At 47.5% G+C, this 26,896-nt stretch carries 23 protein-coding genes; 20 read left to right on the top strand and 3 right to left on the bottom strand.

Going from position 1 to position 26,896, the window contains the following annotated elements; genetic code table 11:
• The first annotated feature begins 90 nt into the window (after nt 1-90).
• The 12 genes from ACL9RG_RS01905 to ACL9RG_RS01850 all read left to right on the top strand — a co-directional run bounded on the left by ACL9RG_RS01905 (nt 91) and on the right by ACL9RG_RS01850 (nt 11,898).
• On the top strand, nt 91-1,275 hold the full coding sequence (locus ACL9RG_RS01905) for a sugar transporter (protein ID WP_422791166.1): 1,185 nt from the start codon (nt 91-93) through the stop codon (nt 1,273-1,275).
• A gap of 376 nt (nt 1,276-1,651) precedes the next feature.
• Nucleotides 1,652-2,341, top strand: coding sequence for a 3-oxoacid CoA-transferase subunit A (locus ACL9RG_RS01900; protein ID WP_422790862.1), 690 nt, complete (start codon nt 1,652-1,654; stop codon nt 2,339-2,341).
• 11 nt (nt 2,342-2,352) lie between these two features.
• The gene (locus ACL9RG_RS01895) at nt 2,353-3,021 is read left to right on the top strand and encodes a 3-oxoacid CoA-transferase subunit B (RefSeq protein ID WP_422790861.1); all 669 of its coding nucleotides are present in this window, start codon (nt 2,353-2,355) and stop codon (nt 3,019-3,021) included.
• A gap of 139 nt (nt 3,022-3,160) precedes the next feature.
• Nucleotides 3,161-4,006, top strand: a complete 846-nt coding sequence (locus ACL9RG_RS01890) for an alpha/beta fold hydrolase (RefSeq protein WP_422790860.1) — start codon at nt 3,161-3,163, stop codon at nt 4,004-4,006.
• A gap of 11 nt (nt 4,007-4,017) precedes the next feature.
• Complete coding sequence (locus tag ACL9RG_RS01885) at nt 4,018-5,154, top strand: muconate cycloisomerase family protein (RefSeq protein WP_422790859.1); 1,137 nt, start codon at nt 4,018-4,020, stop codon at nt 5,152-5,154.
• Between the two features lie 32 nt (nt 5,155-5,186).
• Nucleotides 5,187-5,477, top strand: coding sequence for a muconolactone Delta-isomerase (catC, locus tag ACL9RG_RS01880; protein WP_422790858.1), 291 nt, complete (start codon nt 5,187-5,189; stop codon nt 5,475-5,477).
• 194 nt (nt 5,478-5,671) lie between these two features.
• Nucleotides 5,672-6,613, top strand: coding sequence for a catechol 1,2-dioxygenase (gene catA, locus ACL9RG_RS01875; RefSeq protein ID WP_422790857.1), 942 nt, complete (start codon nt 5,672-5,674; stop codon nt 6,611-6,613).
• Between the two features lie 172 nt (nt 6,614-6,785).
• A complete protein-coding gene (locus tag ACL9RG_RS01870) occupies nt 6,786-7,346 on the top strand; it encodes a TetR/AcrR family transcriptional regulator (protein WP_422790856.1) in 561 nt (186 codons plus the stop codon).
• A 501-nt stretch (nt 7,347-7,847) separates the two neighbouring features.
• The gene (locus ACL9RG_RS01865) at nt 7,848-9,005 is read left to right on the top strand and encodes a cupin domain-containing protein (RefSeq protein WP_422790855.1); all 1,158 of its coding nucleotides are present in this window, start codon (nt 7,848-7,850) and stop codon (nt 9,003-9,005) included.
• 257 nt (nt 9,006-9,262) lie between these two features.
• Nucleotides 9,263-10,282, top strand: a complete 1,020-nt coding sequence (locus ACL9RG_RS01860) for an alpha/beta hydrolase (protein WP_422790854.1) — start codon at nt 9,263-9,265, stop codon at nt 10,280-10,282.
• Nucleotides 10,283-10,604: 322 nt separating this feature from the next.
• A complete protein-coding gene (locus ACL9RG_RS01855) occupies nt 10,605-11,228 on the top strand; it encodes a TetR/AcrR family transcriptional regulator (protein ID WP_422790853.1) in 624 nt (207 codons plus the stop codon).
• Between the two features lie 43 nt (nt 11,229-11,271).
• Nucleotides 11,272-11,898: a hypothetical protein gene (locus tag ACL9RG_RS01850; protein ID WP_422790852.1), complete on the top strand. Its 627-nt coding sequence runs from the start codon at nt 11,272-11,274 to the stop codon at nt 11,896-11,898.
• A gap of 148 nt (nt 11,899-12,046) precedes the next feature.
• Here the strand turns inward: ACL9RG_RS01850 and fusA are convergent, their stop codons facing one another.
• Nucleotides 12,047-14,152, bottom strand: a complete 2,106-nt coding sequence (gene fusA / locus ACL9RG_RS01845) for an elongation factor G (RefSeq protein WP_422790851.1) — start codon at nt 14,150-14,152, stop codon at nt 12,047-12,049.
• Nucleotides 14,153-14,440: 288 nt separating this feature from the next.
• Here fusA and ACL9RG_RS01840 point away from each other — a divergent pair, with 288 nt between their 5' ends.
• Complete coding sequence (locus ACL9RG_RS01840) at nt 14,441-14,794, top strand: ArsR/SmtB family transcription factor (protein ID WP_422790850.1); 354 nt, start codon at nt 14,441-14,443, stop codon at nt 14,792-14,794.
• Between the two features lie 4 nt (nt 14,795-14,798).
• Here ACL9RG_RS01840 and ACL9RG_RS01835 read toward each other — a convergent pair whose 3' ends face one another.
• Nucleotides 14,799-15,719, bottom strand: a complete 921-nt coding sequence (locus ACL9RG_RS01835) for a LysR family transcriptional regulator (RefSeq protein WP_422790849.1) — start codon at nt 15,717-15,719, stop codon at nt 14,799-14,801.
• 112 nt (nt 15,720-15,831) lie between these two features.
• On the opposite strand from ACL9RG_RS01835, the gene ACL9RG_RS01830 reads away from it, so the two are divergent.
• The 4 genes from ACL9RG_RS01830 (at nt 15,832) to ACL9RG_RS01815 (ending at nt 20,814) form a co-directional block, all read left to right on the top strand.
• Nucleotides 15,832-16,422: a chromate transporter gene (locus ACL9RG_RS01830; protein WP_422790848.1), complete on the top strand. Its 591-nt coding sequence runs from the start codon at nt 15,832-15,834 to the stop codon at nt 16,420-16,422.
• Nucleotides 16,419-16,940, top strand: a complete 522-nt coding sequence (locus tag ACL9RG_RS01825; RefSeq protein ID WP_422790847.1) for a chromate transporter — start codon at nt 16,419-16,421, stop codon at nt 16,938-16,940. Before ACL9RG_RS01830 ends, ACL9RG_RS01825 begins: the two co-directional genes overlap by 4 nt.
• 355 nt (nt 16,941-17,295) lie before the next feature.
• Nucleotides 17,296-19,425, top strand: a complete 2,130-nt coding sequence (locus ACL9RG_RS01820; protein ID WP_422790846.1) for a TonB-dependent siderophore receptor — start codon at nt 17,296-17,298, stop codon at nt 19,423-19,425.
• Between the two features lie 438 nt (nt 19,426-19,863).
• On the top strand, nt 19,864-20,814 hold the full coding sequence (locus ACL9RG_RS01815) for a L,D-transpeptidase family protein (RefSeq protein ID WP_422790845.1): 951 nt from the start codon (nt 19,864-19,866) through the stop codon (nt 20,812-20,814).
• 431 nt (nt 20,815-21,245) lie between these two features.
• Here the strand turns inward: ACL9RG_RS01815 and ACL9RG_RS01810 are convergent, their stop codons facing one another.
• Entirely contained in the window at nt 21,246-22,154 is a 909-nt protein-coding gene (locus ACL9RG_RS01810) for a cation diffusion facilitator family transporter (RefSeq protein ID WP_422790844.1), read from the bottom strand.
• Between the two features lie 375 nt (nt 22,155-22,529).
• Here ACL9RG_RS01810 and ACL9RG_RS01805 point away from each other — a divergent pair, with 375 nt between their 5' ends.
• From ACL9RG_RS01805 to ACL9RG_RS01795, 3 genes are read left to right on the top strand one after another with little or no spacing between them, the layout of a single operon-like run.
• Nucleotides 22,530-23,723, top strand: coding sequence for an HlyD family secretion protein (locus ACL9RG_RS01805; RefSeq protein ID WP_422790843.1), 1,194 nt, complete (start codon nt 22,530-22,532; stop codon nt 23,721-23,723).
• Nucleotides 23,720-25,288, top strand: coding sequence for a DHA2 family efflux MFS transporter permease subunit (locus ACL9RG_RS01800; protein WP_422790842.1), 1,569 nt, complete (start codon nt 23,720-23,722; stop codon nt 25,286-25,288). Before ACL9RG_RS01805 ends, ACL9RG_RS01800 begins: the two co-directional genes overlap by 4 nt.
• A 1-nt stretch (nt 25,289) precedes the next feature.
• Complete coding sequence (locus tag ACL9RG_RS01795; protein WP_422790841.1) at nt 25,290-26,867, top strand: efflux transporter outer membrane subunit; 1,578 nt, start codon at nt 25,290-25,292, stop codon at nt 26,865-26,867.
• Nucleotides 26,868-26,896 lie beyond the last annotated feature (29 nt).

Genomic DNA, 26,896 nt, shown 5'->3' with positions numbered 1-26,896 from the left:
GGAGATAAATAAAACAGAATATGCGCGGCTAATTCTCCCTATCGCAGGGCGTTTTTTTACCTTTTATTGTTCAGTGAAGCTCTCATGCCCATGCAATCAGAAACCGTTCCACGCCAAACAGCTTGGCTGCGCGTCGTTATTCTGGCGGTCGCCGCCTTTATCTTTAATACCACTGAGTTTGTTCCCGTCGGTTTGCTTTCTGATATTGCAGAGAGTTTCTCAATGCAGACGGTGCAAGTCGGTTGGATGTTAACGATTTATGCTTGGGTGGTGGCATTGATGTCACTACCGATGATGCTGCTTACGCGCAAGATTGAGCGTAAACGTCTGCTTACCGGACTATTTGTCCTGTTTATCGCCAGCCATATATTGTCCGTTTTCTCGTGGAACTTTAGTAGCCTGATTGCCTCGCGTATTGGTATCGCGCTGGCGCATGCCGTATTTTGGTCAATCACCGCGTCATTGGCTATCCGAGTGGCCCCCGCGGGTAAGAAAACACAGGCATTGAGTATGCTGGCAACAGGTACTTCGCTGGCGATGGTATTAGGCTTACCGCTTGGGCGTATTATCGGTCAATATATGGGCTGGCGTATGACATTTCTGATCATCGCCATAGGGGCAATCATCACCATGGTTTGCCTGATGAAACTCCTGCCGAAATTACCCAGTGAACACTCCGGTTCACTTAGCAGTGTCCCAGTATTGTTCCGCCGCCCGGCCTTAGTTTCGCTCTATATTTTGACTGCCTGTACCGTAACCGCTAACTATACGGCCTACAGTTATATTGAGCCGTTTATGCAAAATGTTGCGCATATGGGCGAGAATTTCACTACCTTCCTTTTACTGATCTTTGGTGCGGCAGGCATTATAGGCAGCACGCTATTTAGTCTGCTTAATCATCGCTATCCTGCCGGTTTGCTGATTGCCGCAATCGGATTGATCAGTATTTGTATGATGCTGCTGTTCCTTGCCGCCCCAAGCCCAGAGTGGGTTTCAGCGCTATGCGTGATATGGGGCATGGCGATGATGATGATCGTTTTATTATTGCAAATTCGTGTACTCGCGCTGGCATCTGATGCTACCGATGTTGCCACTTCACTTTTCTCTGGCATCTTCAATATCGGTATCGGTGCCGGGGCGTTGATTGGCAACCAGGTCAGTTTGCATCTGCACGTCGCTAACGTAGGCTATGCGGGTGGTGCAATAGGTTGCCTGGCGCTTGTATGGTGTATCTTTATTTTCCGCCGTTACCCACAATTGCGAAGCAGCAGTTAAAAACGCGCTTTAATACGGCGATACTTCAGAGAACAGTAGCGCCAGCCATGTGCTGGCGCTTATACAGCAATGATTCTGTATCATTAACTTTGTGGCCGCTCACTGTGGTTAATACTGCCCCTTTCCTTGTGCCATCCTAAACAATACATGCGACATTTCCGCGTCCATGCTCATCAATCCCTCCTATTATGTCGTTTCTCTACTCGCCTCACAAAACGAACAAATAAACAACAATACGAGCTAAAAACATACAAATACGCAACCTTCGCCCTTGTTATGACTTTTCCACACGCCTAATTTACCTGAGCACGTTGCCTCAACCCGGCGTCGTATTGCAGCCGGTATGGCTCGACAGATGAATGGATAAGGAGAAACCATGATTGATAAAAGCGTTGCCACAGTGGAAGACGCTGTGGCGGAGATTGCCGATGGCTCAACAATTATGATCGGGGGATTTGGGCCTGCGGGCGCGCCTTTCGAGTTGCTAGCCGCCCTCGCCCGACGCCGAGCCAAGGATCTTACCTTGATAAGTAATAATGCTGGCACCCGTGAAATTGGTATTTCCGCATTATTACATGCCGGTTTAGTTCGCAAGATGATTTGCAGTTACCCACGCTCATCTGATTCGGTGATATTCAATGAACTCTATCGCGATGGAAAAATTGAGCTTGAGCTGGTGCCACAAGGCAACCTTGCCGCTCGCATTCAGGCAGCAGGTGAAGGACTCGGCGGGATTTATACGCCCGTGGGCTACGGCACCGATCTGACTAAAGACAAAGAATCGCGATGTATTAACGGTGTTAATTATGTTTTTGAACTGCCACTAAAAGCCGATGTTGCCTTGATTCATGGACACTGTGGCGATCGTTGGGGGAATCTCAGTTACAGCAAAGCCGGACGAAATTTTTGCCCAATTATGGCGATGGCAGCCACTTATACCATTGCTGAAGTTACGCACTTAGTCGGTCTTGGCGATATCGATCCTGAAAATATCATTACCCCCGGTATTTTTGTCCAGTGCATCGTCCCCCTTCCCGCTCATACCCCACCAGCAACGACAGTTTGAGGTCTTTTATCATGGAAAAACTGACTTATACACCGCTTACTTATGAACAACTCGCGCAGAGAATCGCCCAAGATATTCCAGAAGGTGCCTACGTTAATTTGGGCATCGGGGTACCCACCAAAATTGTTAATTATTTGCCTGAAGATAAAGAAATTTTGCTGCATAGCGAAAACGGTTTACTCGGCATGGGCCCCACACCTCTGCCCGGACAAGAAGATCCAGACTTGATTAGCGCGGGTAAACAACCGGTCACACTGCTTAAAGGTGGCTGCTATTTTCATAGCGGTGATTCCTTTGCCATGATGCGCGGCAGCTATTTAGATCTCTGTGTTTTGGGAGCTTATCAGGTATCGGAGCAAGGAGATTTAGCCAATTGGAGCACAGGGGTTGCAGGTTCCACACCTGCTGTCGGTGGTGCAATGGACTTAGCAGTTGGTGCACGTCAGGTCTATGTGATGATGAGCCATATGACAAAAACTGGGGAGTGCAAAGTCGTCAAAAAATGCACCTATCCGCTGACCGGTTTGCGCTGTGTTAAACGCATATACAGTGATTTGGCGGTAATGGATGTCACGCCCAACGGCTTGGTTGTCACTGAAATGTTTGGTGGCGTGACGGAGACTCAATTACAGGATATTACGCCAGCACGTCTGACGTTTAAGATCCCTCAAAACGCTTGAAACCAGACTATTGCCTGCCTATTCACCTAAACACGGTATCGACGACGAAGGCAGACAAAAGAACCCGAGTTACGCTCCGCTCCTCACTATCAAAGAAGATATTCCGTTACGTGTTGCATAGATGCCGTAGGGAGGAAAAATGAATATTGATTACCGGCTTGACGGCTCACCAGCGGCCCCAGCACTGGTACTGTCAAACTCTTTAGGTACATGGCTCGATATGTGGCACCCGCAGATATCGGCGTTATGTGAACATTTTTTCGTTATACGCTATAACCAACGCGGACATGGGAATACGCCTCTTGGTCCCTCCCCTTTGACGCTTGAAGAGTTAGGAAAAGACGTTATTGAATTACTCGATCACCTCAATATCGCTCGGGCCCATTTCTGTGGCATTTCAATGGGGGGACTGACTGGCTTATGGCTTAATCGCTATGCACCACAGCGCATGAACAAGCTGGTTATCGCTAATTCTGCCGCCTGTATTGGCAACGCCCTTAGTTGGCAGCAACGCAGTCAAAAAGCGCAACGCGATGGTTTGCAAGATATCGCTATCAATTCGCCAGCTCGCTGGTTCAACGAGGAGTTTATCCAAAAAAATCCTCGCTTACTGCAAGTCATGATTGGTCGATTAGCCACCAGCCAGCCTGCAGGCTACGCGGCCTGTTGCTTAGCGTTATCTACAGCCGATTTACGTAGTGAAGTCAGCAACATGGTACGCCCAATGTTGATTATTGCTGGATCGCAAGACCCGATAACCACGGTCGAGGAGTCAACATTTATTCACGAAAAAGCACCGCAGGCTAACCTGATAATCCTGCCAACAGGGCATCTTTCTAATCTCTCTTGCCCCGATGCTTTTAATGCCGCCGTGATTGACTTTCTGCTGGAACCGCCACAGTCGGGCCATTCTCCTCATGGAGGATTATCTTACAGGAACTTCCCTTATCAACAGGCTCCCTATCCACAAGATAGGACGCCTTAAAGGATGGCTTCATGCAACTGACTATCGAAAAAATTGACAGTATGTTGTTGGATATTCCCACTATACGCCCGCATAAATTATCGATGGCAACAATGGCTTGCCAAACATTGCTGCTGGTTAAAATGAGCTGTTCTCAAGGTATTGTCGGCTGGGGGGAAGCTACAACGATAGGTGGTTTGGGCTACGGTCCTGAAAGCCCGGAAAGTATTAAATCGGCGATTGATACTTATCTTGCACCGCGACTGGTAGGACACGAATTTTCTGGTGTCGAAACCCTTCATCAGTGTATGGACCAGTATGTGAAAGGGAATAGTTTTGCCAAATCTGCCCTCGAAACTGCCTTTCTTGATGCAGTAGGAAAAAAACTCGGCCTTCCTATCAGCGCGTTACTTGGCGGCGCACAGACCAATGCGTTGCCCGTACTATGGACATTAGCCAGTGGCGATACCAAACAGGACATTGCCGAAGGGCGGAAACTATTAGCGCAGGGCCGGCACAATACCTTCAAATTGAAGATCGGAGCTAAACCGTTAATTGAAGATCTGCGCCACACGCTGGCCATCAGACAGGCGCTAGGGGACAGCGTGAGCCTTCGCGTTGATGTTAATCAGGCATGGGATACTGCTACTGCGATCAAAGGGATAGCTGCATTACAAGATATTGGGATTGACCTGGTTGAACAGCCTATAGCGCTATGGAACAAGACTGCATTAGTCGAATTAAGCCAGCGCTTTACCCTGCCTATTTTAGCCGACGAAGCCGTATCAACACTGTATGACGGCTATGCACTCGCTGCCGCCGGTTTTACCGGTGCTTATGCGTTAAAAATCGCTAAAGCGGGAGGACCGGCACAAGCGTTAAAACTGGCACACGTTGCCAATGCTGCGGGGATTGGGCTCTACGGCGGCACCATGCTAGAAGGTTCGATAGGCACCATTGCCGCCTTACACGCCTGGTCAACACAAACATTATATTGGGGGTCAGAAATGTTTGGCCCCTTATTGCTAAAAGATGATGTGATAACCACGCCGCTGGTTTTTGAACAAGGTCGAGTGAGTTTACCTAATTCGCCGGGGTTAGGCGTTAGCATTGATGAAGATAAAGTCAGCTTCTATCAACGCCCTGCCAGCGGCCATCGTATTCAGTAGTGTCCTAAGCGGATCATAATCGGAGAATAACGATGCTTTATAAAGTCGAGATGGTTGTCAATATCCCCCCTGATATGCCTAAAGAGGTGGCAGACGAAATTAAAAGGCGAGAAAAAAACTATGCGCAAAAATTACAACGAGAGGGAAAGTGGCGGCACATTTGGCGCATTGTCGGCAGCTATGCGAATGTCAGCATATTTGATGTCGATAGTCATAGCGAATTACACGACATCATATCCAACCTGCCTCTTTTCCCATATATGGACATTAGGGTAGAAGCGCTTTGCAGGCATCCATCGGCAATCAGGGAAGACGACAGCTAATCAAATAGGCAATGAAAATAGCTAATAAAATGAGTAATGAACAATACTGAGCTTCGTCGTATATCCAAAATAGCCGAGACATAGAAAAGCAGTCCGCATGCGAGTCTGCGACACCTATGACAGAGAGGAAGAATGGATATAAAGCTTAATGTTGGCCCAGAGCAGCAACAATATAACGCGATGAGGAACACATTATGACAAAGCAAGCTAATCTACAGCAAAGCCTGACGGCATTATTACAGATAAGTAGTGGATTAAATAATGATGGGGGCGATCCACGTTTAAAGAAAATTATTCATCATCTGCTAGGCGATATCTGCAACTTAATTGATCAATATGATATCTCGCAGGAAGAGTTTTGGCAGGCCGTTAACTATTTACATTTCCTTGGTACTCATCAGGAGGCCGCTCTTCTTGCTGCAGGATTAGGGCTGGAGCACTACCTTGATATCAGAGAAGATGCCCGCGACCAGCTACAGGGCTATCAGGGCGGAACCCCACGGACGATTGAAGGCCCATTATATGTTGCTAATGCGCCGCTATCCGATGGCTTCGCCCGCATGGATGAAGCAACAACGCAAACTAGCCGCGATATTCCGCTGTGGCTATATGGGAAAATCACTGATATCAATGGGCAGCCTCTCAGCGGCGCTATTGTCGATATCTGGCATGCTAATACGCTGGGAAATTACTCTTATTTTGATAAATCACAAAGTGAGTTTAACCTGCGACGGCGTATAAGAACTGATGCGCAAGGCCGCTATTGTGCACGGAGCATTGTGCCCTCCGGTTATGGTTGCCCTCCTGATGGCCCGACCCAAACACTGCTCAATAAATTGGGCCGTCACGGCAACCGACCAGCCCATATTCACTTTTTTATCTCCGCTCACGGCTACCGGCACCTGACCTCACAAATAAATCTCAATGGCGATAAATACTTGTGGGAAGATTTTGCTTTTGCGACTCGTGATGAGCTAATTGCTAACCCTGTGATCGTCAATGATGAACAGATTTGCACGCAGCGAAATATGCCCTGCCCACACACCGAGATAGCATTCAATTTCAGTCTCTATCCAAGTCACGACGCCCAGGAAGAGCACAGGATTAAACGGGTCAGAGCGTTAGAAGCATCTTAATCTCGCCTGGTTTGAAGCTCTTTAATAGAGAAAACGACTTAGGTTGTTCTAACGATAATTTAAGTCGTTTTTTATACAGTCTGGCTATATCCCATTCCAACCATAATGGCCGAATGCCAACCAAGTTGGTATATTATACCAACACATTATCTCAACGGGCGTGAAGCGTATTATGCCAAGACCTACCAGATCAGAAATCGATGCCGAAATCATCGACCGCGCAGCCGGTTTGTTTGCCAGACATGGCTTTGCCCACACGTCATTACAACAAATTGCCGACGCGGTTAACTACTCCAAAGCGGGTCTCCTCCATCACTACCCGAGTAAACAAGCGATTTACGATGCGGCACTGAAAACGGTAGGAGAATCTATACGCACAGTGTTCTCTGATGTTGAGAAAATGCCGCTAGGTATCGAACGCGAACGTGCAGTCATCGAAGCGTCTGTCGACTTTACCTTTGACTGGCCAGGTGTGTCGGCACTCGGGAATCGACTAGCCGACGAGAATGAAAATGTTGATCCTGAGTTGACCCAGATGGGATTTATTGTTTATTCCGCTCTGGGAACGGACTTAACCACAGCAAACCAAGAACGCATTGTTCGCGTGACTAGCGCATTCAGTGGTATCGCAGCGACAGCGCTCATTGCCGCTCGTTTAGGCTTGCAGCAACAATGGCGCGAACACATTATCACCGCCGCCATGAATGCGCTGGGACACGATATAAGCAATTAAGAATATTGGCACTTGTCAATAATATACGATCACACTTTTAAAATATCATCTCGGGAACTGCTAACAGTACACAGATCCCGAGCGATTACATCACCAGGTTTAGGCCTTGGGGGTATATAAAATAAACAATCAATATTATTTTTATTGGTTATAATTTTATTGTCTATAATTTATACACGTTACAAATATGTCATAACAGAATATGTCCTTAAGTCAAACCTCTTTACCCAAAGATGTTAACTCACTCCATTATTTATTTATGCTGTTTAACTACAATTAATTATTGTTAGTATTTCCTTTCATTTAACACATTTCCTAACAGCTTATTTTAAATTCCTCTAACCACCTGGATTCTCTTGATTTATATTTTTTAAAACAATAAGAACAACAATAAAAAAGAATAACAATCATTCTCATCACACTTATGAAATATACATTTGGCACACCTGCAATTTATTAAAAGTCGAAACGACAAAAACAACAATAACCTGGAGAAACATAATGCTGTCACGCAGAGATATATTAAAAGCATCAGCCCTTGGTGCCCTGGCGGGTGGGTTAATTAATACGGCAGAGGCCGATGAATATCGCAACATTGTGCCACCAACCTCTTTTGAGCCGGAAAAAGGAGCAAAAGATCTCTACAAATATCAAATCAGCAAAAGCCATAAACGTTCACTACCTTATGGCTGGGCCAGAGAGGCAACTGTTACACAATTCCCAATTTCGGAAGGTGTCGCAGGCGTAGATATGACTCTCGAACCTGGCGGATTACGCGAGTTGCACTGGCATGCTATCGCCGCAGAATGGGCTTTTATGCTCGAAGGCCGGGCGCGAATCACCATCATTGACCCTGAAGGAACCAGTGAAGTGGCAGATTTTGGCCCGGGTGACGTCTGGTATTTCCCTAAAGGTTATGGCCACTCTATTCAGGCATTAGAAGAAGGGGCGCATTTTATTCTGACCTTCGATAACGGGCATTTTTCCGAGTTCGGTACTTTTAGTATTACCGACTGGATAACACATATGCCAAAAGAAGTGTTAGAGAAGAGCATTAACATGCCCGCTTCTATTTTCTCCAAAACCAAACAAGGTGAAGCTTATATCGTTGGTGGTAAGACACCGCCAGCCTTACCTTTGCCAAAAAATGACGGTGGCCGAGATGATTCTCCCCTCACTCACCGTTATCAACTGATGAAACAAAAACCATTCTTTGAGAGTGACGCGGGGAGTGTCCATCTGGTTTCATCAAAAGAATTCCCAATTTCAAAAACCATTACCGGGGCGATTGAAATTGTTAAACCAGGTGCAGTACGTGAGCTCCACTGGCATCCGAATGCTAACGAATGGCAATACTACATTTCAGGAACCGGACGCATGACGGTATTTAGTTCTCACGGCCATGCACAAACCTCTGATTTTGGGCCAACGGATATTGGCTATGTGCCGCAAGGATTTGGTCATTACATTGAAAACACCGGTGATGAAGATCTGAAAGTATTAGTGGTGCTGGACAACGGTATTTATCAAGACATCTCACTGTCAGATTGGATAGCGAAAACACCAAATTACCTGTTGGCTGATAATTTCAGTAACCAAGCTGAGGATTGGAAAGACAAGCCAAAAGATAAACTCGTTATCTCCCGCAAGAAAAAATAATGCCCTAATATGGCGCGAAAGCGCCATTTTTCAAAAAAATATCACCTCGCCCTAAAATGATAGCTACATCTTACTTTTCAATATGTTGAGATGAAGTCTATGCCTTCACTCTCGATTAGATCTTATCAAACACAATTAAATAGTGCACAATTTAATTGCAAACTACTTTTTAACGAGTTAATAATAAAAGCGTTCACGGCATACGTTCACGCTCACGACAGACTTTTTTATTCACAACATATTGATGAGAAACAAAAATGAAAAAAACCACCTTAGCGGCAGCAACGACTCTGGCATTATCTCTACTTTCAGGCAGTGTAATGGCCGCCCCGCTGTTAGAGCCAACCACCCAGCACTTTATTGACTCATTAGCGGGTTCTACACCAATTTATAAAATGACGCCTACCGCCGCCCGCAATGTATTGGCATCAGCTCAAGCTAATCCAACAGGTTTATTGAGCGTTGATATTGAGGACAAAGTGCTGCCTGTTGGTCCAAAAGGCAGCACTAATATTCGTGTTATTCGTCCTCATGGTGCGACAGGCAAATTGCCAGTCATTATCTATTTCCACGGTGCAGGTTGGGTTATGGGTGACAAATCTACCCACGATCGCTTGGTCCGTCAGTTGGCCGTCGGTAGCCACGCCACATTAGTGTTTGTTGATTACAGCCGCTCCCCTGAAAATCGTTACCCTGTGGCGGTTGAAGAAGATTACGCAGTGACTAAATATGTCGCTGAACATGCCGCTGAATTTAATATCGACGCATCAAAATTGGCGGTTGCCGGTGATAGCGTCGGGGGCAATATGACAGCGGTTGTTACGCTACTGGCTAAAGAACGCAAGACGCCGGCAATTACCGCACAGCTGCTGTTCTACCCAGTCACCTCCGCCAATTTTAATAACGGTTCATATAATGAATTTGCCAATGGCCCTTGGTTAACTCGCGATGGGATGAAATGGTTCTGGAATCAGTATGAGCCAAACATTGCCAAACGTGCCGATCCACATTTGTCCCCGCTTAATGCTTCACTAGAACAGCTGAAAGGTTTACCACAAGCGTTAGTTATTACTGATGAAAACGATGTACTGCGCGATGAAGGCGAAGCCTATGCACGTAAACTCACGCAGGCCGGTGTTCGTGTTACCTCCACCCGTTATAACGGCACCATTCATGACTTTGTAATGCTCAATGCTTTAGGCCAAACGCCAGCGGCTATTTCCGCGGTAGCCCAGGCAACGCAATTCCTGAACGATACTCTGCATCCTGCCCATTAATTAGCAGACCGTAACAAACGGCTTATGTTGTTATCAACATAGGCCGTTTGTATTTTTTAGCTTCCCTTACGTGAAAAAACCTAAAAACAATCCTTTATTTTCAATAGATTAAATAAACTTAAAATTTAATCTACCAAAATGGTAGAAAACAAACCTATTTGGTATATTATTATCATCGTTCTGACCTGAAGAGACGTTAGCTGTTGATATTGCTAACTCAGCAATGTCAGCCGTTAACGTTTTGCACAATGCAAAATAGTCCCCCAGCAGTAAGGGACCGTACGTAATAGTAAGTTTCACGATGACCTAACGGATAAGGCCCATGACAAGACTTAGCAAAGATGAAATAGAGGCTAAATTGATCGACCATGCTGCCGGGTTGTTTGCCAAGTATGGGATTGAACATACCTCATTACAGGCGATTGCTAATGCAATGAAATATTCGAAAGCAGATCTGCTTCATCGCTATCCGAATAAACAAGCGATCTACAATGCAGTGCTCAAGACGTTAGCGGAATTTATACGTACGGTATTTGATAACGTTGAGCATATGCCTGTAGGGAGCGATCGCCAACAGGCTGTCATTGCTGCCGCTGTCGATTTTACCTTCAATTGGCCTGGTATTTCGGCATTAGGAAATCGGTTGGCAGATAGTCCAAATATTGACCCTGAGCTAACACAAATTGGCTTCATCGCCTATGCGGCACTAGGTATCGATTTAACAACCGCCAGCCAGGAACGCATTATTCGAGTTACCAGCGCATTTAGTGGTATGGGAGCCATTGCCTTATTAGCAGCCCGTTTGGGTCTGCAACAGCAATGGCGAGGAGATATTATCAACGCCGCAATGGGGGCACTTGGGCATGATGATAAAAAGCCCCAAAAAGGGACGACGCGAACTGCCGTCTTGAAATTGTGCTTTAAGAAAACGGTGATAAAAGCATAACGCATTAAAAAATAATAACTACTCACCTACTCAGGAATAAAAAATGTCTTGCATAAAAAATGCATTATTGATTATCAAGCAACATAAAAAAGCACTCATTAATATCAATCTTGCATTTTACACAATATTAATTTTGACCATATTAACTACGTCATATGCTTCAGAAATACAAAACTATTTTAAGCCGGATATTGAACAAGTTTTTGCCAAGCCAGGGATCTTTAAAACGACAGGTGATGTCTACGAGCATGGAAATATCGTGTTTTCTATTGTGATTACGTTCTTAGTTAACCTTGTTATCACGTTAAGCATGACGACATTGCCCTCGTTCATCATTCCATTTATTGGTATTCTCGCTGTATTATATCGCGCTGTTTTATGGGGTTTTTTATTTGCACCGATTGGCCCAGATAAAATAACTATGATCCTACACACGTTGACCTGGCTGATCGAAAGTCAAGCTTATATTTTAGCCGCATTTGCAGCTTGGGTTCATGGTAGCATGTTCTTTTGGCCGACACGCTATGGGATGACATCACGCTGGGATGGCTATCATGCCGGGTTAATATCAACCGCTCGATTTTATCCATTAATTCTAATCACGCTGTTAATTTCAGCAATTTATGAAGGAATCGACGCCATTTATTTTATGCCCCTGTTATTAAAATAAGCATTAAATTCTTGGCAAAATTCATCCGTAAAATTGCGCAGATATCTCTCGACATGTTGTTATGAACAATAAAATTGACTATAAAAAACGGCTTATGTCATAACGCACATAAGCCGTTTCATTTCAGTTGTTATCGTGCTCTGTACTGCTATTTATGACGCGAAGCAATAATATCATCAGCAACGTTATTCGGAGCCTGGGCATAATGATGGAACTCCATGGTATAAGTTGCCCGTCCTTGCGACATTGAGCGTAATACCGTGGAATAGCCAAACATCTCTGATAATGGCACATCAGCTTTAATTAACTTACCGCCGCCCCCTAAGATCTCCTCCATCCCTTGCACTATGCCACGTCTGGAGGACAAGTCGCCCATCACGCTGCCCGCATAATCTTCTGGCGTTTCCACCTCGACGTGCATCATTGGCTCCAAAATCACCGGTTTCGCACGTTTGGCGGCCTCTTTAAAGCCGAATATCGCCGCCATCTTAAAGGCCATTTCCGACGAGTCCACCTCGTGATACGAACCAAAGGTTAATGTCACTTTCACGTCTACCACTGGATATCCAGCCAACACGCCAGTATTCAAGGCTTCAACTACGCCTTTCTCTACCGCAGGCAGATATTCTCGTGGCACTACGCCACCTTTAGTTGCATCAACAAAGGTAAACCCTTTGCCAGCCTCCTGTGGTTCAAGGCTAAAAACAACATGCCCATATTGCCCTTTACCACCGGATTGGCGCACAAATTTCCCTTCAACATCTTGTACCGCCTGACGTACCGTTTCACGATAGGTCACCTGTGGTTTCCCGATGTTGGCCTCAACGCCAAATTCACGCTTCATACGGTCAACAATAATTTCCAGATGCAATTCCCCCATACCGGAGATAATCGTCTGACCGGACTCTTCATCGGTACGAATACGGAACGACGGGTCCTCAGAAGCTAAACGTTGTAACGCAATGCCCATTTTCTCCTGATCGGCCTTAGTTTTTGGCTCGATAGCTTGAGAAATCACCGGCTCTGGGAACTCCATGCGCACCAAGGTTAATACCGCATTCGGATCACACAGCGTTTCCCCTGTCGTCACGTCTTTTAGCCCGACGCAAGCCGCAATATCGCCAGCGCGAATTTCATCCACTTCATGACGGATATTGGCATGCATCTGCACAATACGACCAATACGCTCTTTCTTACCGCGCACCGGGTTGTAAACGCTATCACCTTTCGACAATACACCAGAATAAACCCGCACAAAGGTTAACTGCCCGACAAAAGGATCGGTCATCAGTTTGAAGGCCAACGCGGAGAACTTCTCGTTATCGTTGGCCTGTCTGCTGACTTCCTGCCCTTGTTCATCGGTGCCAGTCACCGCAGCAATATCCAGCGGCGAGGGCATTAACTCAACCACCGCATCAAGCATGCGCTGTACGCCTTTGTTCTTAAATGCACTGCCGCACAACATCGGCTGGATCTCTCCGGCAATGGTCCTCTGACGCAGACCCGCTGTGATGTCGTCCTCACTCAATTCCCCTTGTTCGAGGTAGGTATTCATTAGCTCATCGTTAGCTTCTGCGGCGGCGGCAACCATGTTTTCTCGCCACTCTTGTGCTACGGCCAATAAATCATCCGGGATAACGTCGTAGTTGAAGGTCATACCTTGTGTCGCATCATCCCAGTAAATAGCGCGCATTTTTCGCAGATCGACCACGCCAATAAAAGAATCTTCCTTACCAATTGGAATAACAATCGGCACAGGATTAGCTTTAAGGCGTTCGACCATCATTTGTCGTACGCGAAAGAAATCAGCACCAGGACGGTCCATTTTGTTGACAAAGGCTAGACGCGGCACCTGATATTTATTCGCCTGACGCCACACTGTTTCGGACTGCGGCTGCACGCCACCGACCGAGTCATATACCATCACCGCACCATCGAGCACACGCATAGAACGTTCAACCTCAATGGTGAAATCCACGTGTCCTGGCGTATCAATAATATTGATACGATGCTCATCAAATGAATGGTCCATGCCTTGCCAGAAGCAAGTCACAGCCGCGGAAGTAATGGTAATTCCGCGCTCTTGCTCCTGCTCCATCCAGTCCGTTGTTGCACCACCGTCATGCACTTCACCCAATTTGTGGTTCATGCCGGTATAGAACAGGATACGCTCAGTGGTGGTCGTTTTACCGGCGTCGATGTGGGCTGAGATACCGATATTACGGTAGCGCTCAATAGGAGTTTTACGAGCCATATAATATCCTTTGTAGATGATGGCTAAATTAAAGTAACGGGAGCCTCGCTTACCCGTTTATTGATTAGTTCACGTTAAGTATTGTCTAACGAACATACATTACAATAGTACGAGTATAATCGAACAATAGATTTAAACTATTACTGATATCGGGATAATGTGCAAACAACAGAGGGGACGCGCGTTGCATGATAATAAAAGCTTAGGCTATATTGCTGTCCGCACAGGATTTTCTGGTGTGTAGACCAGCCTGATATGTAAGTAAATAATGAAATAATTAGGAGCGTTATGATTGCCAACCACCCTGAGCGCCAACAAATACGCTTAGAAAATGTACTGATGGCACTGGGTAATCCGCTAAGACTGGCCGTGGTGAGAGTATTGGCGAATGGCGGTGAACATGCCTGTGGCACTTTATTACATGGATTGCCTAAATCGACACTGACTCACCATTGGCGAGTATTACGTGAAAGCGGCGTGATTTGGCAACGTCCCGATGGCCGCGCTAATCTTCTGTCTCTGCGCCGCGAAGATATTGATGCCCGCTTCCCTGGGCTGCTGGATTCTTTATTAGCAGCAATTCAAAGCGATAACATCACATTCGATACTGTATGCAAACACTTAAAAGAAAATATCGGCTAATGGATTAACCCTGCCGCTCTGCAAGTAGCGATTTTACCAATTCACAAAATGTATAAATCACCGGTGACGGCTTGCTCTCTTTGCGTTGAGCCAAGTAAAGCGAAGCGAACAGCCCTGAATCAGCCGACAACGGTCGGTAATGAATACCTTCACCACCTAAACGCGCCATAGAAGCCGGGACAATTGATACACCTAATCCTGCTCCGACCAGGCTTAAACACGAGGTCAGACGTGGCGCTTCCTGCACTATCGTCGGACTAAATCCAGCACGAAAACAAGCGGCCAAAATTGCATCATACAATCCTTGACCGGCCAAACGGCGATAAAGGATAAAAGGCTCGCTTACCAGTTCAGTTAACGTGACTGGTGCGTCATTTTCTTGCGCTAAGCGATGTTTGTCGGGCAAGGCCACCAGCATCGGCTCTTGCAAAATTTGGTCGGATTTCAGCTCAGGCATGCCGCTAACCGGCATGCGCACAAAGGCCACATCAATCTTTTTGTTCAGTAACGCTTGTAACAACTCTCCGCTACCCGACTCATCGAGTTGTGTTGTCACCGCAGGATAAATGTCTCGATAACGACGCAGCACTTGTGGCACAAACGGATGCAGTGCCGACGAGCTGGTAAAGCCGATAGCAATGCTTCCCCGGTCGCCCTTTGCCACACGCTGCATTGTGTTGGTGAGATTTTCCGCCTGTTCAAGTAATTTAGTGGCTTCTTGGAATAGCAAATTCCCCGCGTCGGTGGTTTCAACGCCTCTAGGTAAGCGCCTGAGTAACGCAACGCCAAATTCATCCTCCAACCCTTTCAATAAGCGAGTCAGTGGCGGCTGTTGCATAAATAATTTCTCGGCAGCACGGGTGATATTCCCCTCGGCCACTACGGTGACGAAAGCGCGTAAACGACGTAGTTCTATTACTGCCATACTTTCAAGGTATCCTTTTAGATATTTAAGGCATTAGACATAATAGATTATCAGGTAGATCATAGTAAAAAACGATACCTTTACAGCTACTATTATTTAATGGACGCTCATCATGTCACAGACTTCCACTTCATCACTGCCTATCGAGAGCAACGAGCGTGAACACTCTCTGATCACGCCTGATTGTGGTCAACTTTTTATGGGCTTTTTCGTTTTAGGACTGACCGGATTCGGCGGCGTTTTGCCCATGGCTCGCCGTATGCTGGTAGAAAAACGTCGTTGGCTTACTGCAGACCAGTTCGTTGAATTACTGGGTTTATGCCAGTTCTTACCCGGCGGCAATATTATTAACCTGTCGGTTGCAATAGGCATGGAGTTTCGCGGTTTACGCGGCGCTTTATCCGCACTTTTAGGTCTTATCTTCGCCCCAACAGTGATAGTCGTCCTATTGGGACTTATTTACGCCCGCTATCAAACCAATCTTTATGTTGAGCATATCTTTGCCGGACTGGCCGCCGCCGCCGCGGGATTACTATTATCCACCGGTATCAAGATGCTGGCACCGCTGCGTGGCAAGTGGCTGCAATTAGCTATTGTTGCCGCCAGCCTGATTGCGATTGCCTGGCTGCGTCTGCCGATGTTACCGGTGATGCTGATTTTAGCACCGGTGAGCATCTTGCTGTTTTGGAGGAGTGGAAAATGATCGCTATTTTGGTCAGCTTAGCCCTGCTATTTACCCAATTATCTGTGATGGCATTCGGCGGCGGCAATACTATTTTGCCGGAGATGCAGCGTGAAGTTGTGCAGATTCATCACTGGATGAGCGCCGAAGAATTTAATGCCTTGTTTGCACTAGCCCAGGCTGCGCCCGGCCCAAACATGATGATTGTTCCTCTTGTCGGCTGGCAAGTTGCTGGTTGGTCTGGGCTGCTGGTGTCTTCGCTGGCAAAATTCGGCCCTTCCTCGCTGATTACGCTGGTAGTGATGGGCGGATGGAAACGCTACAAAGACAAACCATGGCGGCGGATTGTGCAAACAGGTTTAGTGCCGGTCACCGTCGGGTTAGTCGTATCAAGTGGCCTGCTGATTGCTGACGCTTCAGCCAGAAACTGGGCGCTGGGGGGAATTATTGCCCTGTGTACGCTGTTAGCGCTTAATAAGAAAATCCATCCGCTGTGGGTACTGGCGTTAGGTGCAGTTTTGGGCTTAGTCGCCGCTTAGTTTGGCAAGGCCTGGTCTATGTAGTGTTGTGGCTTTAAGTTCCCATCAAGATGGCTTATCAGGCGATACGCCATCACTAACATTGATATAAACACTCACTTAATAACATCCAAATCCCGCCTTACACCTCGTTATTACCAAGGGTATTACGCCTAATCCTCCTAGTGCCCTCTCTTTTTGCCGTATTTATTCACATTTATACTAAAAATCTTAAAATAATAATGATAATAATTCTTATTACATTTAGCATTCAAGTGATTACTTACTTTTTGTTACCAACGTTAACGCATCAAATATCGCCTCTACAAAGGGCATTGATACGTCATTAGTGACTTACTCATAGGGATTTATAGTTATGCGGTTAGCCTTTCCCCTTAAACGTTCCCACCTACTTTGTGTCATGGCGATAGCCGTGCCTTCAGCAGTGCTGGCAGAAGATACGCTAGTCGTTAACGCTGCGCCAAATAGCAGCGCCGATGCCCCAACGCAGGGTTACACCGCTAAAAATAGCAAAGGCGCAACTAAGACCGATCAACCCCTGATCACCACCGGCCAGGCTGTTTCGGTCATTACTCGTCAGCAGATGGACGACCAAAATGCCACCACAGTAAACGCCGCGCTTAACTATACACCGGGTGTTTTCACCAACTTTGCTGGTGGGGCAACACGTTATGACACCATTTCCTTACGCGGCTTTCACGGCGGTGATGTTAATAACACCTTCTTAGATGGATTGCGTATACTCAGCGATGGTGGCAGTTTTAACGCCATTCAAGTTGACCCTTGGTTCTTAGAACGTATTGATGTGGTTAAAGGCCCCTCTTCTGCACTTTATGGACAAAGTATTCCTGGTGGCGTGGTAATAGAAACTTCTAAACGACCTCAGTTCAACAACGAAGGGCATTTTCGCCTGTCCGGCGGTAGCCAAAACACTGCCGGCGGCGCCTTTGATTACACCGGCGCCATTAACGACCAGTGGGCGTACCGTCTCACCGGGATGACCCGCAGCAGTGATACCCAATTCGACCATCAGCGCGAAGAGCGCTATGCCATTTCGCCACAATTGCTATGGCAGCCTGATGAAAATACCTCATTGTTGCTTCGTGCTTATCTGCAAAAAGATCCCTCCGGTGGCTACCACGCCTCAGTGCCTGGTGATGGCAGTTTGTATAGTGCGCGTGGCGATAAGCTTGGCCGTGGTTTCTTCGACGGTCAGAGCAGCAATAACGTCTTTAAACGTTGGGAACAGATTTATAGCTACGCGTTCCAGCACGCCTTTAATGACACGTGGTCATTCCGCCAAAATACCAGTTATACCCATTCTAATACCCAGTTAGAGCAAGTTTATCAAGGCGGCTGGAATGACAGCCGAACGCTGCTCAACCGTTATTATTCTGGTGAGAATTCATCACTGGATGCCTTCTCTATCGACAACCAATTAGAAGCGGATTTCGCCACTGCCGCCCTTGAACATAAAATGGTACTGGGCGTCGATTATCAGCACTTTACTAATAATCTTAGCACTGAAGGTGGTACCGCCAGCCAGCTTGATCCTTATACCGGTTGGACCGGCGGTGATGCTATCTCGATGTATAGCGCAACCCATGCTAAACGTCGTTATGAGCAGGCTGGCGTTTATTTACAAGATGAGATGACGCTGGATAAATGGCATCTGACACTATCGGGACGTTATGACGACCTGAAAACTAAAAACACGACACAACAACTGCTGTATACCTCAGATAATGTTGATGAGCGCAATGATCATCATTTCAGCAGCCGCGCCTCGTTGTTATATGCCTTTGATAGCGGCCTTTCGCCTTATATCAGCTATAGCCAAGCGATGACGCCATCCACATTGCCAGATATCAATGGCAATTTGTTGAAACCTACCGTCAGTGAACAATACGAAGCCGGGTTGAAATATCAGCCGCCGGGAACCAGCGATCTATACTCTGCTGCTTTATACGATTTGACGCAAAATGATGTGGGTAACCGCGTCGTCCAAGGTAGTTACTACGTACCGGCAGGCAAAGTTCACTCACAAGGTCTTGAGTTGGAAGCACGCACCCAGTTAACTCAGCGTCTGAGTGTGATCGGCGGTTACACACTCAATCGTGTGAGATTTAAAGACGCGGTGGACGGTAACGATGGTCACACGCCTTATATCACCCCAAATCAAATGGCTTCATTATGGGGGCAATATAAAGCGGCGGCAGGCGTTGATCTCGGCGCTGGTGTCCGCTACATCGGCAAACAGTGGGCCGATAATGAAAATACCCAACGTATGCCGTCAACAACCCTGCTTGATGCTTCAGTGCGGGTGAATTTGGCCCAGTTCACCCCATCGTTAAAAGGCGCGTTTGTGCAGCTTAACGTCAACAATTTAACCGATAAAAAATATGTTGCCGCCTGCTATGGCACTAGCTACTGCTATTGGGGACAAGAACGTAGTGTTGTTGCTACCCTTGGCTATGATTTTTAAGCCCGCTGACTGATAGTGTTCTCCTCATCCTGCCTGCAAATTTACCAGTCAGGATGAGGTCTTTGGCAACACATCGTTTTTTCTTAAAAAATCTGTTTCAGATTATATTTTTTAGCCCGCTACTTTAGCGGCGGCACTTGGCCTGTCAGCGGCTAAGTTCACCTTTTTTAGCGACTAAAAAGCATATATTTACCCTAATGTCAGACAGGATTTTTCCTTGTACTGCCTGAATATGAATAACTTTTCGTGTCAGATGCGAAAGTTTTGGCCTACGAGTAATAATTATCTATAATTACAGTCCCCGAAAAGCGAATAGTTACACATATTGGTTCTCTATCGAGCCCCTGTGTACTTACAATTAACGGGTCGTTCAGCACCCATTGTTCCGGGTAAGTTCCCATAAACTACTGCCTGTGTGGCTAGAAAACCTTTAAAACTATGAAAATGAGCATTCGCGCAATCTGTACTATGGTTTTTGCCGTTGTTGCGTATAGCCAAGCTGCTTTTGCAGTCGTCTATCCGTTGCCAGCGAATAATGGCCGTCTGGTCGGTGAAAATACCACTTTTGTTATCCCACAAGGCAGCAAGCTGCCGTTGGAACATTTTGCCGCCCAGTTCCAAATGGGTCTATCTAACATGCTGGAAGCCAATCCAGGTGTAGATACCTACCTGCCAACGCCTGGCACCGTGTTGACCATTCCACACCAATTGATTCTGCCGAACACACCACATGAAGGTATCGTGATCAATAGCGCTGAAATGCGTCTGTATTACTATCCGAAAGGTTCGAATACCGTTGTCGTATTGCCAATCGGTATTGGTGAGTTGGGTAAAGATACACCGATGAACTGGGTTACCTCGATCAAATATAAAAAAGCAGGCCCAACCTGGACACCAACAGCGAAAATGCACGCTGAATACGCTGCCGCGGGACAAAGCCTGCCAGCAGTATTCCCAGCGGGTCCAGACAACCCAATGGGTCTGTATGCCATGTATATCGGCAACTTGTACGCTATCCATGGTACCAATGCCAACTTCGGTATCGGTCTGCGTGTAAGCCACGGTTGTGTACGTCTGCGTGCAGCTGATATCAAATGGATCTTCGATAACGTTCCAGCAGGAACCCGCGTGCAGTTCATCAACGATCCGGTGAAAACCACCGTTGAGCCAAATGGCGTGCGTTACATTGAAGTTCACAATCCGCTGTCTGCTAACCAACAAGAGTTTGAGTCACAAGAACCTCTGCCAGTTGTGCTGACCGGTTCTGACAAACTTCTGATGACAGACCCAAGTGTTAACCAGCAGATCCTCGACAAAGCTATCCAGCAGCGTTCAGGTATGCCAATTCAGGTTAGCGCTGAGCAAACACCAGTCGCAGCAGCGATGTAATCTGTTTTTAGATATGCACAAAAAGGGCTCTCAGTCAGACTGAGGGCCCTTTTTTATTTTGAAATGGGGAGTTATGTAAGCGCTGCGCAGGTTCGGTCGCCTATCACTGAACAGGAATATATCAACTCTGCCGAACGCGACCGGCAAGGGCTTTTCGGCGAAAGCCCCTGCACCCAACGCCTGCGCTTAGCTTATCGGGTCGCTGCGCGACTGCCCGCACTCTCTATTTCGGCCGGTCGGGTCGGCTGAGACGGGCGTCCTGCCCGGCTCAACCTAAATCCGCCGTCCTTGGCGGATTTCCCCTAGCCTCATTCGTTCGCTTGGCCGATAAGATGCGCTATTTAAGGTCAACAGATTACACGTCAAGAACAGATCAAAATATCAGTCTGCATCGACTCATTAACCCGTTTACATCAAGGGAAAAACTATTCTTATACTAAAGAATTATCGAGGCGCTCGTCATCGATACCGGCTGGCTCGAGATGGGCGGTGACATCGGCGGCGGTAAACAGCAAGCGCACGGCGGCTTCTGCCGCATCCCCGATGTCGTGTCCGACATCAACCGTCAGGTGCCCTTCAACTTCGAGGTGGAATTCGACAAATACCCGGTCACCGCCGTTGCGAGTACGGATATCGTGCACTCCGCTCACCCCCGGGCAGCCCAGTACGGCGGCTTTGACTCGTTTGCGATCTTCAACGTCTAATTCTCTATCTAGCAACTGCTTGAGCGCGTCAACTGCCATACCTTTGGCATTCCAAATCATATACAACGAAATCAGTAATGCACCAACGGAGTCAGAACGTGTCCAGCCAAATTGGTTTTCAAATACCAATGCCAGCAACACTGCGATATTCACCGCTACATCGGTAACATAGTGCGCGCGATCGGCGGCAATCGCCGTCGAACCTGTTTTTTTCACTACATAGGTTTGCATTAGTACCAAGCCAGCCGCAGCCAATGAGCTGGCGATAATGACCCAAATCCCGAATCCTAATTCAGCCAGTGGCTGCGGGTTGATCAAACGGGCAATGGATTGGCCGCCTAATACCAGACCTGCGCCACCTAAGAGTAACGCTTGTACAAATGCAGCAACGGCTTCGGCTTTGCCATGGCCATAACGATGGCCTTTATCTGCCGGTCGGCCTGCGTAGCGCACACCGATTAACGTGACGATAGACGCGAGTACATCGACTAATCCGTCAGAAGCGGAGGTCAGCAACGCGATAGAACCGGTGGCCAACCACGCCCACACTTTAATACCTACCAACACAAAGGCGACAACCACCGAGATCATTGAAGCAGCCCGTGTCAGGCCTTTATACGTAATAGGATGGCTCATTATTTAATTCTCTGAAAATAGCTCATTTGCATATCCTGCAACTGAAGTCTTGATTGAATGGCCTCAAAAGCGCGTAGCAGAGCCACTGAAACGTGCTTAATAGCGGGCGTAGTTTCTCAGTTATGGCCGCCGCTATAAAGAATTTTTGTTATTTGGCGGCGCCGACATTTTGTAGCAAAGGGTTATCCCCTCAACCGCCGTGGATAAATTGATAGCTTTTTAGCCATATTACCAAGTGCTAAACTCTTTTTATTTCAATAATGATGCGCAGGCATTGACATAAATTTACTTGCATTTATAACAATACCTTCTAGCTTAAAAACAAGATTTTCATTCTCGTCCTGGCGCAGAGTCGCCGATAACTAGATGAGCACTATGACCATTAATAATAATTCTTCAGATGACGCGTCGAAGCACCTCTCTTCGAGCGACGTCAGCGCAGGCGAAGGGCACCAAACACCTTCCTCGAATAATCAAGAACATGCTAATAGCGATAAGGATGAAAATAACGCGAAGAACGATGAATCACGCAAGAGCCCGGGTAAAAAACCTTTAGTTATTCTGGGCATTGTTGTCGTCGTTATCGTGGTCGTCGCCTTAGTCTTCTGGTTGATGAATCGCAACATCGAATCAACCGACGATGCCTTTACCGAAGGTAATGCGGTGACCGTTGCTCCCAAAATAGCGGGCTACGTGGTTAATCTCGCGGTTAAAGATAACCAACTGGTTAAAAAAGGCGACTTGCTAGTACAAATTGACCCTCGTGATGCAACTGCACAGCGCGATCAGGCCAGTGCCCAGTTGGGTTTAGCGATAGCGCAATTACATCAGTCTCAGGCGCAGTTAGATTTAGCTAAAGTACAATATCCAGCACAGTTGGCGCAGGCCAAAGCAGAACAAGCGCGTGCTGAGGCTAATTTAGCCAATGCAACGGCCGCTTACCGTCGTCAACGTGGCGTCGATCCTCGTGCCACATCACAACAGAATATCGACAGCGCGAGTGCACAATTGCGTTCTGCGAATGCTGATGTAGAAAATGCCAAAGCGCAGGTGCAAGTTGCCGCACAGGTGCAATTGCAAATACGCCAAGCACAAACCAATGTAGAGGCGCGTCAACAACAAGTTGAACAAGCGAAAGCCCAGTTGGAAACCGCCGCACTTAACCTTTCTTATGCAGATGTGCGCGCGCCTTTCGATGGCTACGTTACGATGCGTAATGTTCAATTGGGTACCTTGGTGCAAGCTGGCTCATCACTGTTCTCTATCGTCTCACCTGATATTTGGATCACCGCCAACTTCAAAGAGTCTCAGTTAGAGCGGATGAAACCCGGCGATAAAGTTGATATCAGCGTCGATGCCTATCCAAATCTAAAACTGCATGGTCATGTTGATAGCGTTCAGCAAGGTACGGGTTCGCGTTTCTCCGCCTTCCCGGCAGAAAATGCCACCGGTAACTTCGTCAAAATTGTCCAGCGTGTACCGGTTAAGATTATTATCGACAGCGGTTTTGATCCGCAAAAGCCCCTTCCGCTCGGTTTATCAGTTGAACCGTCGGTGACTGTCGAATGAGTGAAGCGCACGGTAATTGGGTCCCCAAGAGTAATCCGTGGGCGGTGGCAATCGTCGTCACCATCGCGGTATTCATGGAGATCCTCGACACCACTATCGTCAACGTTGCGCTACCACATGTCGCCGGATCGCTCTCTTCAAGTTACGACGAATCGACCTGGGTACTGACATCGTATTTGGTGGCTAACGGTATCGTGTTACCTATTTCTGCGTTCCTCAGCCGTACGCTAGGACGCAAAAATTACTTCCTGATCTGTATCGTGATGTTCACCGTCTGCTCCTTCTTGTGTGGTATTGCCACCGAGTTGTGGCAGATGGTGTTATTCCGCATTCTACAAGGCTTCTTTGGCGGTGGTTTGCAACCGGTACAACAGTCAGTATTGCTGGATTACTTCAAAAAAGAAGATCGCGGCAAAGCGTTTGGACTTTCGGCGATTGCGATAATCGTCGCGCCGATTATCGGCCCAACCCTTGGCGGATGGATTACCGATCATTACAACTGGCGTTGGGTGTTCCTGATTAACATCCCGGTCGGGATTATTGCGGTCATTGCCATCTATCAACTGCTGGAAGACCCGCCGTGGGAGAAAAAATCGACCCAGAAACTGAGTATCGATTACATCGGTATTGCGTTGATCAGTTTAGGGCTTGGCTGCCTGCAAGTGATGATGGACCGTGGTGAAGATGATGCCTGGTTCCAATCAAACTTCATTATCACTTTCGGTGTATTAGCGGCAGTGGGCTTGGTTGGAGCGGTATATTGGTTGCTGTATACCAAAAATCCTGTCGTCGATATTCGCTGCTTGAAAGACCGTAACCTTGCTGTTGCCTGCTTTTTGATGGCGGGGATGTCGACCATTCTTTATGGCAGCTCGGTCATCATTCCACAGCTGGCGCAACAGCAATTAGGCTACACCGCGACCCTCTCCGGTTTGGTGATGACGCCGGGGGCCGTAGTGGTGGTGCTATCGATTCCACTCGTGCTTAAATTGATGCCAATTGTACAAACTCGTCTGCTTATTGCGTTCGGTTTTCTACTGCTTGGCGGTTCCTTTGTGTACTCAAAGACTCTGGTTCCGAACATTGATTTCGCTACGCTGTCATTATTCCGCTGTGCGCAATCGCTCGGACTTGGCTTCTTGTTTGTCCCGTTGACAACTATTGCCTTTATTACCATCCCGCAGCGGCTAAATGCCGATGCTTCGGCACTATTAACTATGTTCCGTAATGTTGCAGGATCGATTGGCATCTCATTATCAACCGCGGCTGTCACGGAGCGTACTCAGGCGCAAAGTGCCCATATGGTCGGGCACATGACCTCCTTTAGCGAACAATTTAATCAGGCGATAAGCCGTGCTGCGATAGCGGTTCGCGACTTCTCTCATGCCGTCGGTGACCCGTTAACTGTCGCCACCGGGCTGATGTATCAAGAGATGGTGTCGCAATCACGAATTCTGGCGTATATCGACGTGTTTACTTACTGCGCGCTATTTGCATTTATTTTGATCCCCTTTAGTTTTTTACTTTCGCCAGTCAAGAGCGAAGCTACCCCGGGAGCTCACTGATATGTTCGCCTCTTATCTTATTCCTCGACTGCCTGCGCGCATCAAAGTGAGTATGACGTCTTCTGCGCTAGCTTTAGCCCTAGCGGGTTGCTCCGTTGGCCCAGACTACCAGGCTCCGCACGCACAAACGCCGTCCTCTTTTAGCGATGTTCCGCAGGTGCAAAAGAAATCGACCGATTCAATTGCCCTGCCCTCGCAGCCGAATCCATTGTGGTGGAAAGCTTTTAATGACCCACAGTTGGACAGTCTGATCGATCGTTCTATTGCCGGTAATCTGTCTTTACAGCAAGCCGTATTGCGCATCGCAGGTGCTCGCGAACAGGTCAATCAAGCTCGTGGTGCCTGGCTACCGTCGGTCAGCGCCAATGCGCAGGCAGTGCGACAACAGCTTGGATTAAAAGGTGAGCTTGATTCCCAGGGCATTAGCGCACAGGCCAATAATCTCGGCCCGCAAGCCACTGATTTATTAAACAGCGCCACGCAATCAACCGGCCTGTATCAGGGGAATTTTGATGCAAGCTGGGAGTTAGATTTGTTTGGCGGCACTCGCCGTTCGGTCGAAGAAGCCAGAGCACAAACGCAATCTTCCATCGAAAGCCGCAACGATGCATTAGTTTCGCTTGAAGCTGAAGTCGCCCGCACTTATCTACAGCTGCGCGGCGCACAAAGCGTGATTGCCACTATTGAATCGCAAATTAGTATCGCGCAACAGACTTTCGAACTGACCTCTAGCCTGCAACATAATGGTTTGGCGCCGCAGCAGGATGTGGAAAACGCCCGTGCACAACTAAGTTCATTGCAAGCTCAACTGCCGCAGTATCAGGCTCAAACGCGTCAGGCCATGAACGGCTTAGCCGTATTGCTCGGTCAACTCCCGGGTTCGTTGGATAATGAACTATCGACACCTAAAGCGCTGCCAGCGATCCCTGCGGCTGTTGCCGTTGGTGTCCCTTCTGCACTGGCTCGTCGTCGCCCTGATGTACGTAAAGCAGAGGCAGACCTCCATGCAGCAACGGCAAATATCGGCGTGTCTATTGCTCAGCTATTCCCAAGCCTGTCACTGACCGGACAGTTCGGGATGCGTAATACTAATGCCAGCTATTTGAACGACTGGAGCAGCCATTTCTACTCCTTTGGCCCGCAAATTTCGTTGCCTATTTTCTCCGGCGGCCGTCTGGTTTCCAGCGTCCGGTTATCACGCGCGCAACAAGCCAATGCGGCATTGAATTACCGTCAAACAGTACTGAATGCGCTACAAGATGTCGATAATGCCTTGGTTAGCTACCAGACCGACCAAGATCGAGTGACGGGGTTGAAAAATACGGCTGAGGCTTTACAAAGCGCGTATGACTTAGCCAGCGACAGCTATAAGAAGGGGTTATCATCCTTTATCAACGTCTTAGATGCGCAGCGGCAGCTGGCGCAGGCTCGTCAACAAACGACCTTGGCGCAGGTACAAACCAGCACAGATTTGGTCTCACTGTATAAAGCCCTTGGCGGCGGCTGGGAACCTTATCAAAAGATTGATTTACCAAGCTACTCAGTATTTGGTCCGGCAGCATCGGCGGATGTTAACTAGCCAGGCGGGTTAATCAGAAGAAATATAAC

The sequence above is a fragment of the Rouxiella sp. Mn2063 genome (assembly GCF_049319665.1).
In the GTDB taxonomy this organism is placed as follows: Bacteria; Pseudomonadota; Gammaproteobacteria; order Enterobacterales; family Enterobacteriaceae; genus JBMOUD01.
This window is presented reverse-complemented; position numbering and strand designations above follow the sequence as displayed.

Bases quoted from the DNA above. Each gene is read 5' to 3' on its own strand.
- ACL9RG_RS01905 (WP_422791166.1), top strand. From the start codon at position 91: ATGCAATCAGAAACCGTTCCACGCCAAACAGCTTGGCTGCGCGTCGTT.
- ACL9RG_RS01900 (WP_422790862.1), top strand. From the start codon at position 1,652: ATGATTGATAAAAGCGTTGCCACAGTGGAAGACGCTGTGGCGGAGATT.
- ACL9RG_RS01895 (WP_422790861.1), top strand. From the start codon at position 2,353: ATGGAAAAACTGACTTATACACCGCTTACTTATGAACAACTCGCGCAG.
- ACL9RG_RS01890 (WP_422790860.1), top strand. From the start codon at position 3,161: ATGAATATTGATTACCGGCTTGACGGCTCACCAGCGGCCCCAGCACTG.
- ACL9RG_RS01885 (WP_422790859.1), top strand. From the start codon at position 4,018: ATGCAACTGACTATCGAAAAAATTGACAGTATGTTGTTGGATATTCCC.
- catC (WP_422790858.1), top strand. From the start codon at position 5,187: ATGCTTTATAAAGTCGAGATGGTTGTCAATATCCCCCCTGATATGCCT.
- catA (WP_422790857.1), top strand. From the start codon at position 5,672: ATGACAAAGCAAGCTAATCTACAGCAAAGCCTGACGGCATTATTACAG.
- ACL9RG_RS01870 (WP_422790856.1), top strand. From the start codon at position 6,786: ATGCCAAGACCTACCAGATCAGAAATCGATGCCGAAATCATCGACCGC.
- ACL9RG_RS01865 (WP_422790855.1), top strand. From the start codon at position 7,848: ATGCTGTCACGCAGAGATATATTAAAAGCATCAGCCCTTGGTGCCCTG.
- ACL9RG_RS01860 (WP_422790854.1), top strand. From the start codon at position 9,263: ATGAAAAAAACCACCTTAGCGGCAGCAACGACTCTGGCATTATCTCTA.
- ACL9RG_RS01855 (WP_422790853.1), top strand. From the start codon at position 10,605: ATGACAAGACTTAGCAAAGATGAAATAGAGGCTAAATTGATCGACCAT.
- ACL9RG_RS01850 (WP_422790852.1), top strand. From the start codon at position 11,272: ATGTCTTGCATAAAAAATGCATTATTGATTATCAAGCAACATAAAAAA.
- fusA (WP_422790851.1), bottom strand. From the start codon at position 14,152: ATGGCTCGTAAAACTCCTATTGAGCGCTACCGTAATATCGGTATCTCA.
- ACL9RG_RS01840 (WP_422790850.1), top strand. From the start codon at position 14,441: ATGATTGCCAACCACCCTGAGCGCCAACAAATACGCTTAGAAAATGTA.
- ACL9RG_RS01835 (WP_422790849.1), bottom strand. From the start codon at position 15,719: ATGGCAGTAATAGAACTACGTCGTTTACGCGCTTTCGTCACCGTAGTG.
- ACL9RG_RS01830 (WP_422790848.1), top strand. From the start codon at position 15,832: ATGTCACAGACTTCCACTTCATCACTGCCTATCGAGAGCAACGAGCGT.
- ACL9RG_RS01825 (WP_422790847.1), top strand. From the start codon at position 16,419: ATGATCGCTATTTTGGTCAGCTTAGCCCTGCTATTTACCCAATTATCT.
- ACL9RG_RS01820 (WP_422790846.1), top strand. From the start codon at position 17,296: ATGCGGTTAGCCTTTCCCCTTAAACGTTCCCACCTACTTTGTGTCATG.
- ACL9RG_RS01815 (WP_422790845.1), top strand. From the start codon at position 19,864: ATGAAAATGAGCATTCGCGCAATCTGTACTATGGTTTTTGCCGTTGTT.
- ACL9RG_RS01810 (WP_422790844.1), bottom strand. From the start codon at position 22,154: ATGAGCCATCCTATTACGTATAAAGGCCTGACACGGGCTGCTTCAATG.
- ACL9RG_RS01805 (WP_422790843.1), top strand. From the start codon at position 22,530: ATGACCATTAATAATAATTCTTCAGATGACGCGTCGAAGCACCTCTCT.
- ACL9RG_RS01800 (WP_422790842.1), top strand. From the start codon at position 23,720: ATGAGTGAAGCGCACGGTAATTGGGTCCCCAAGAGTAATCCGTGGGCG.
- ACL9RG_RS01795 (WP_422790841.1), top strand. From the start codon at position 25,290: ATGTTCGCCTCTTATCTTATTCCTCGACTGCCTGCGCGCATCAAAGTG.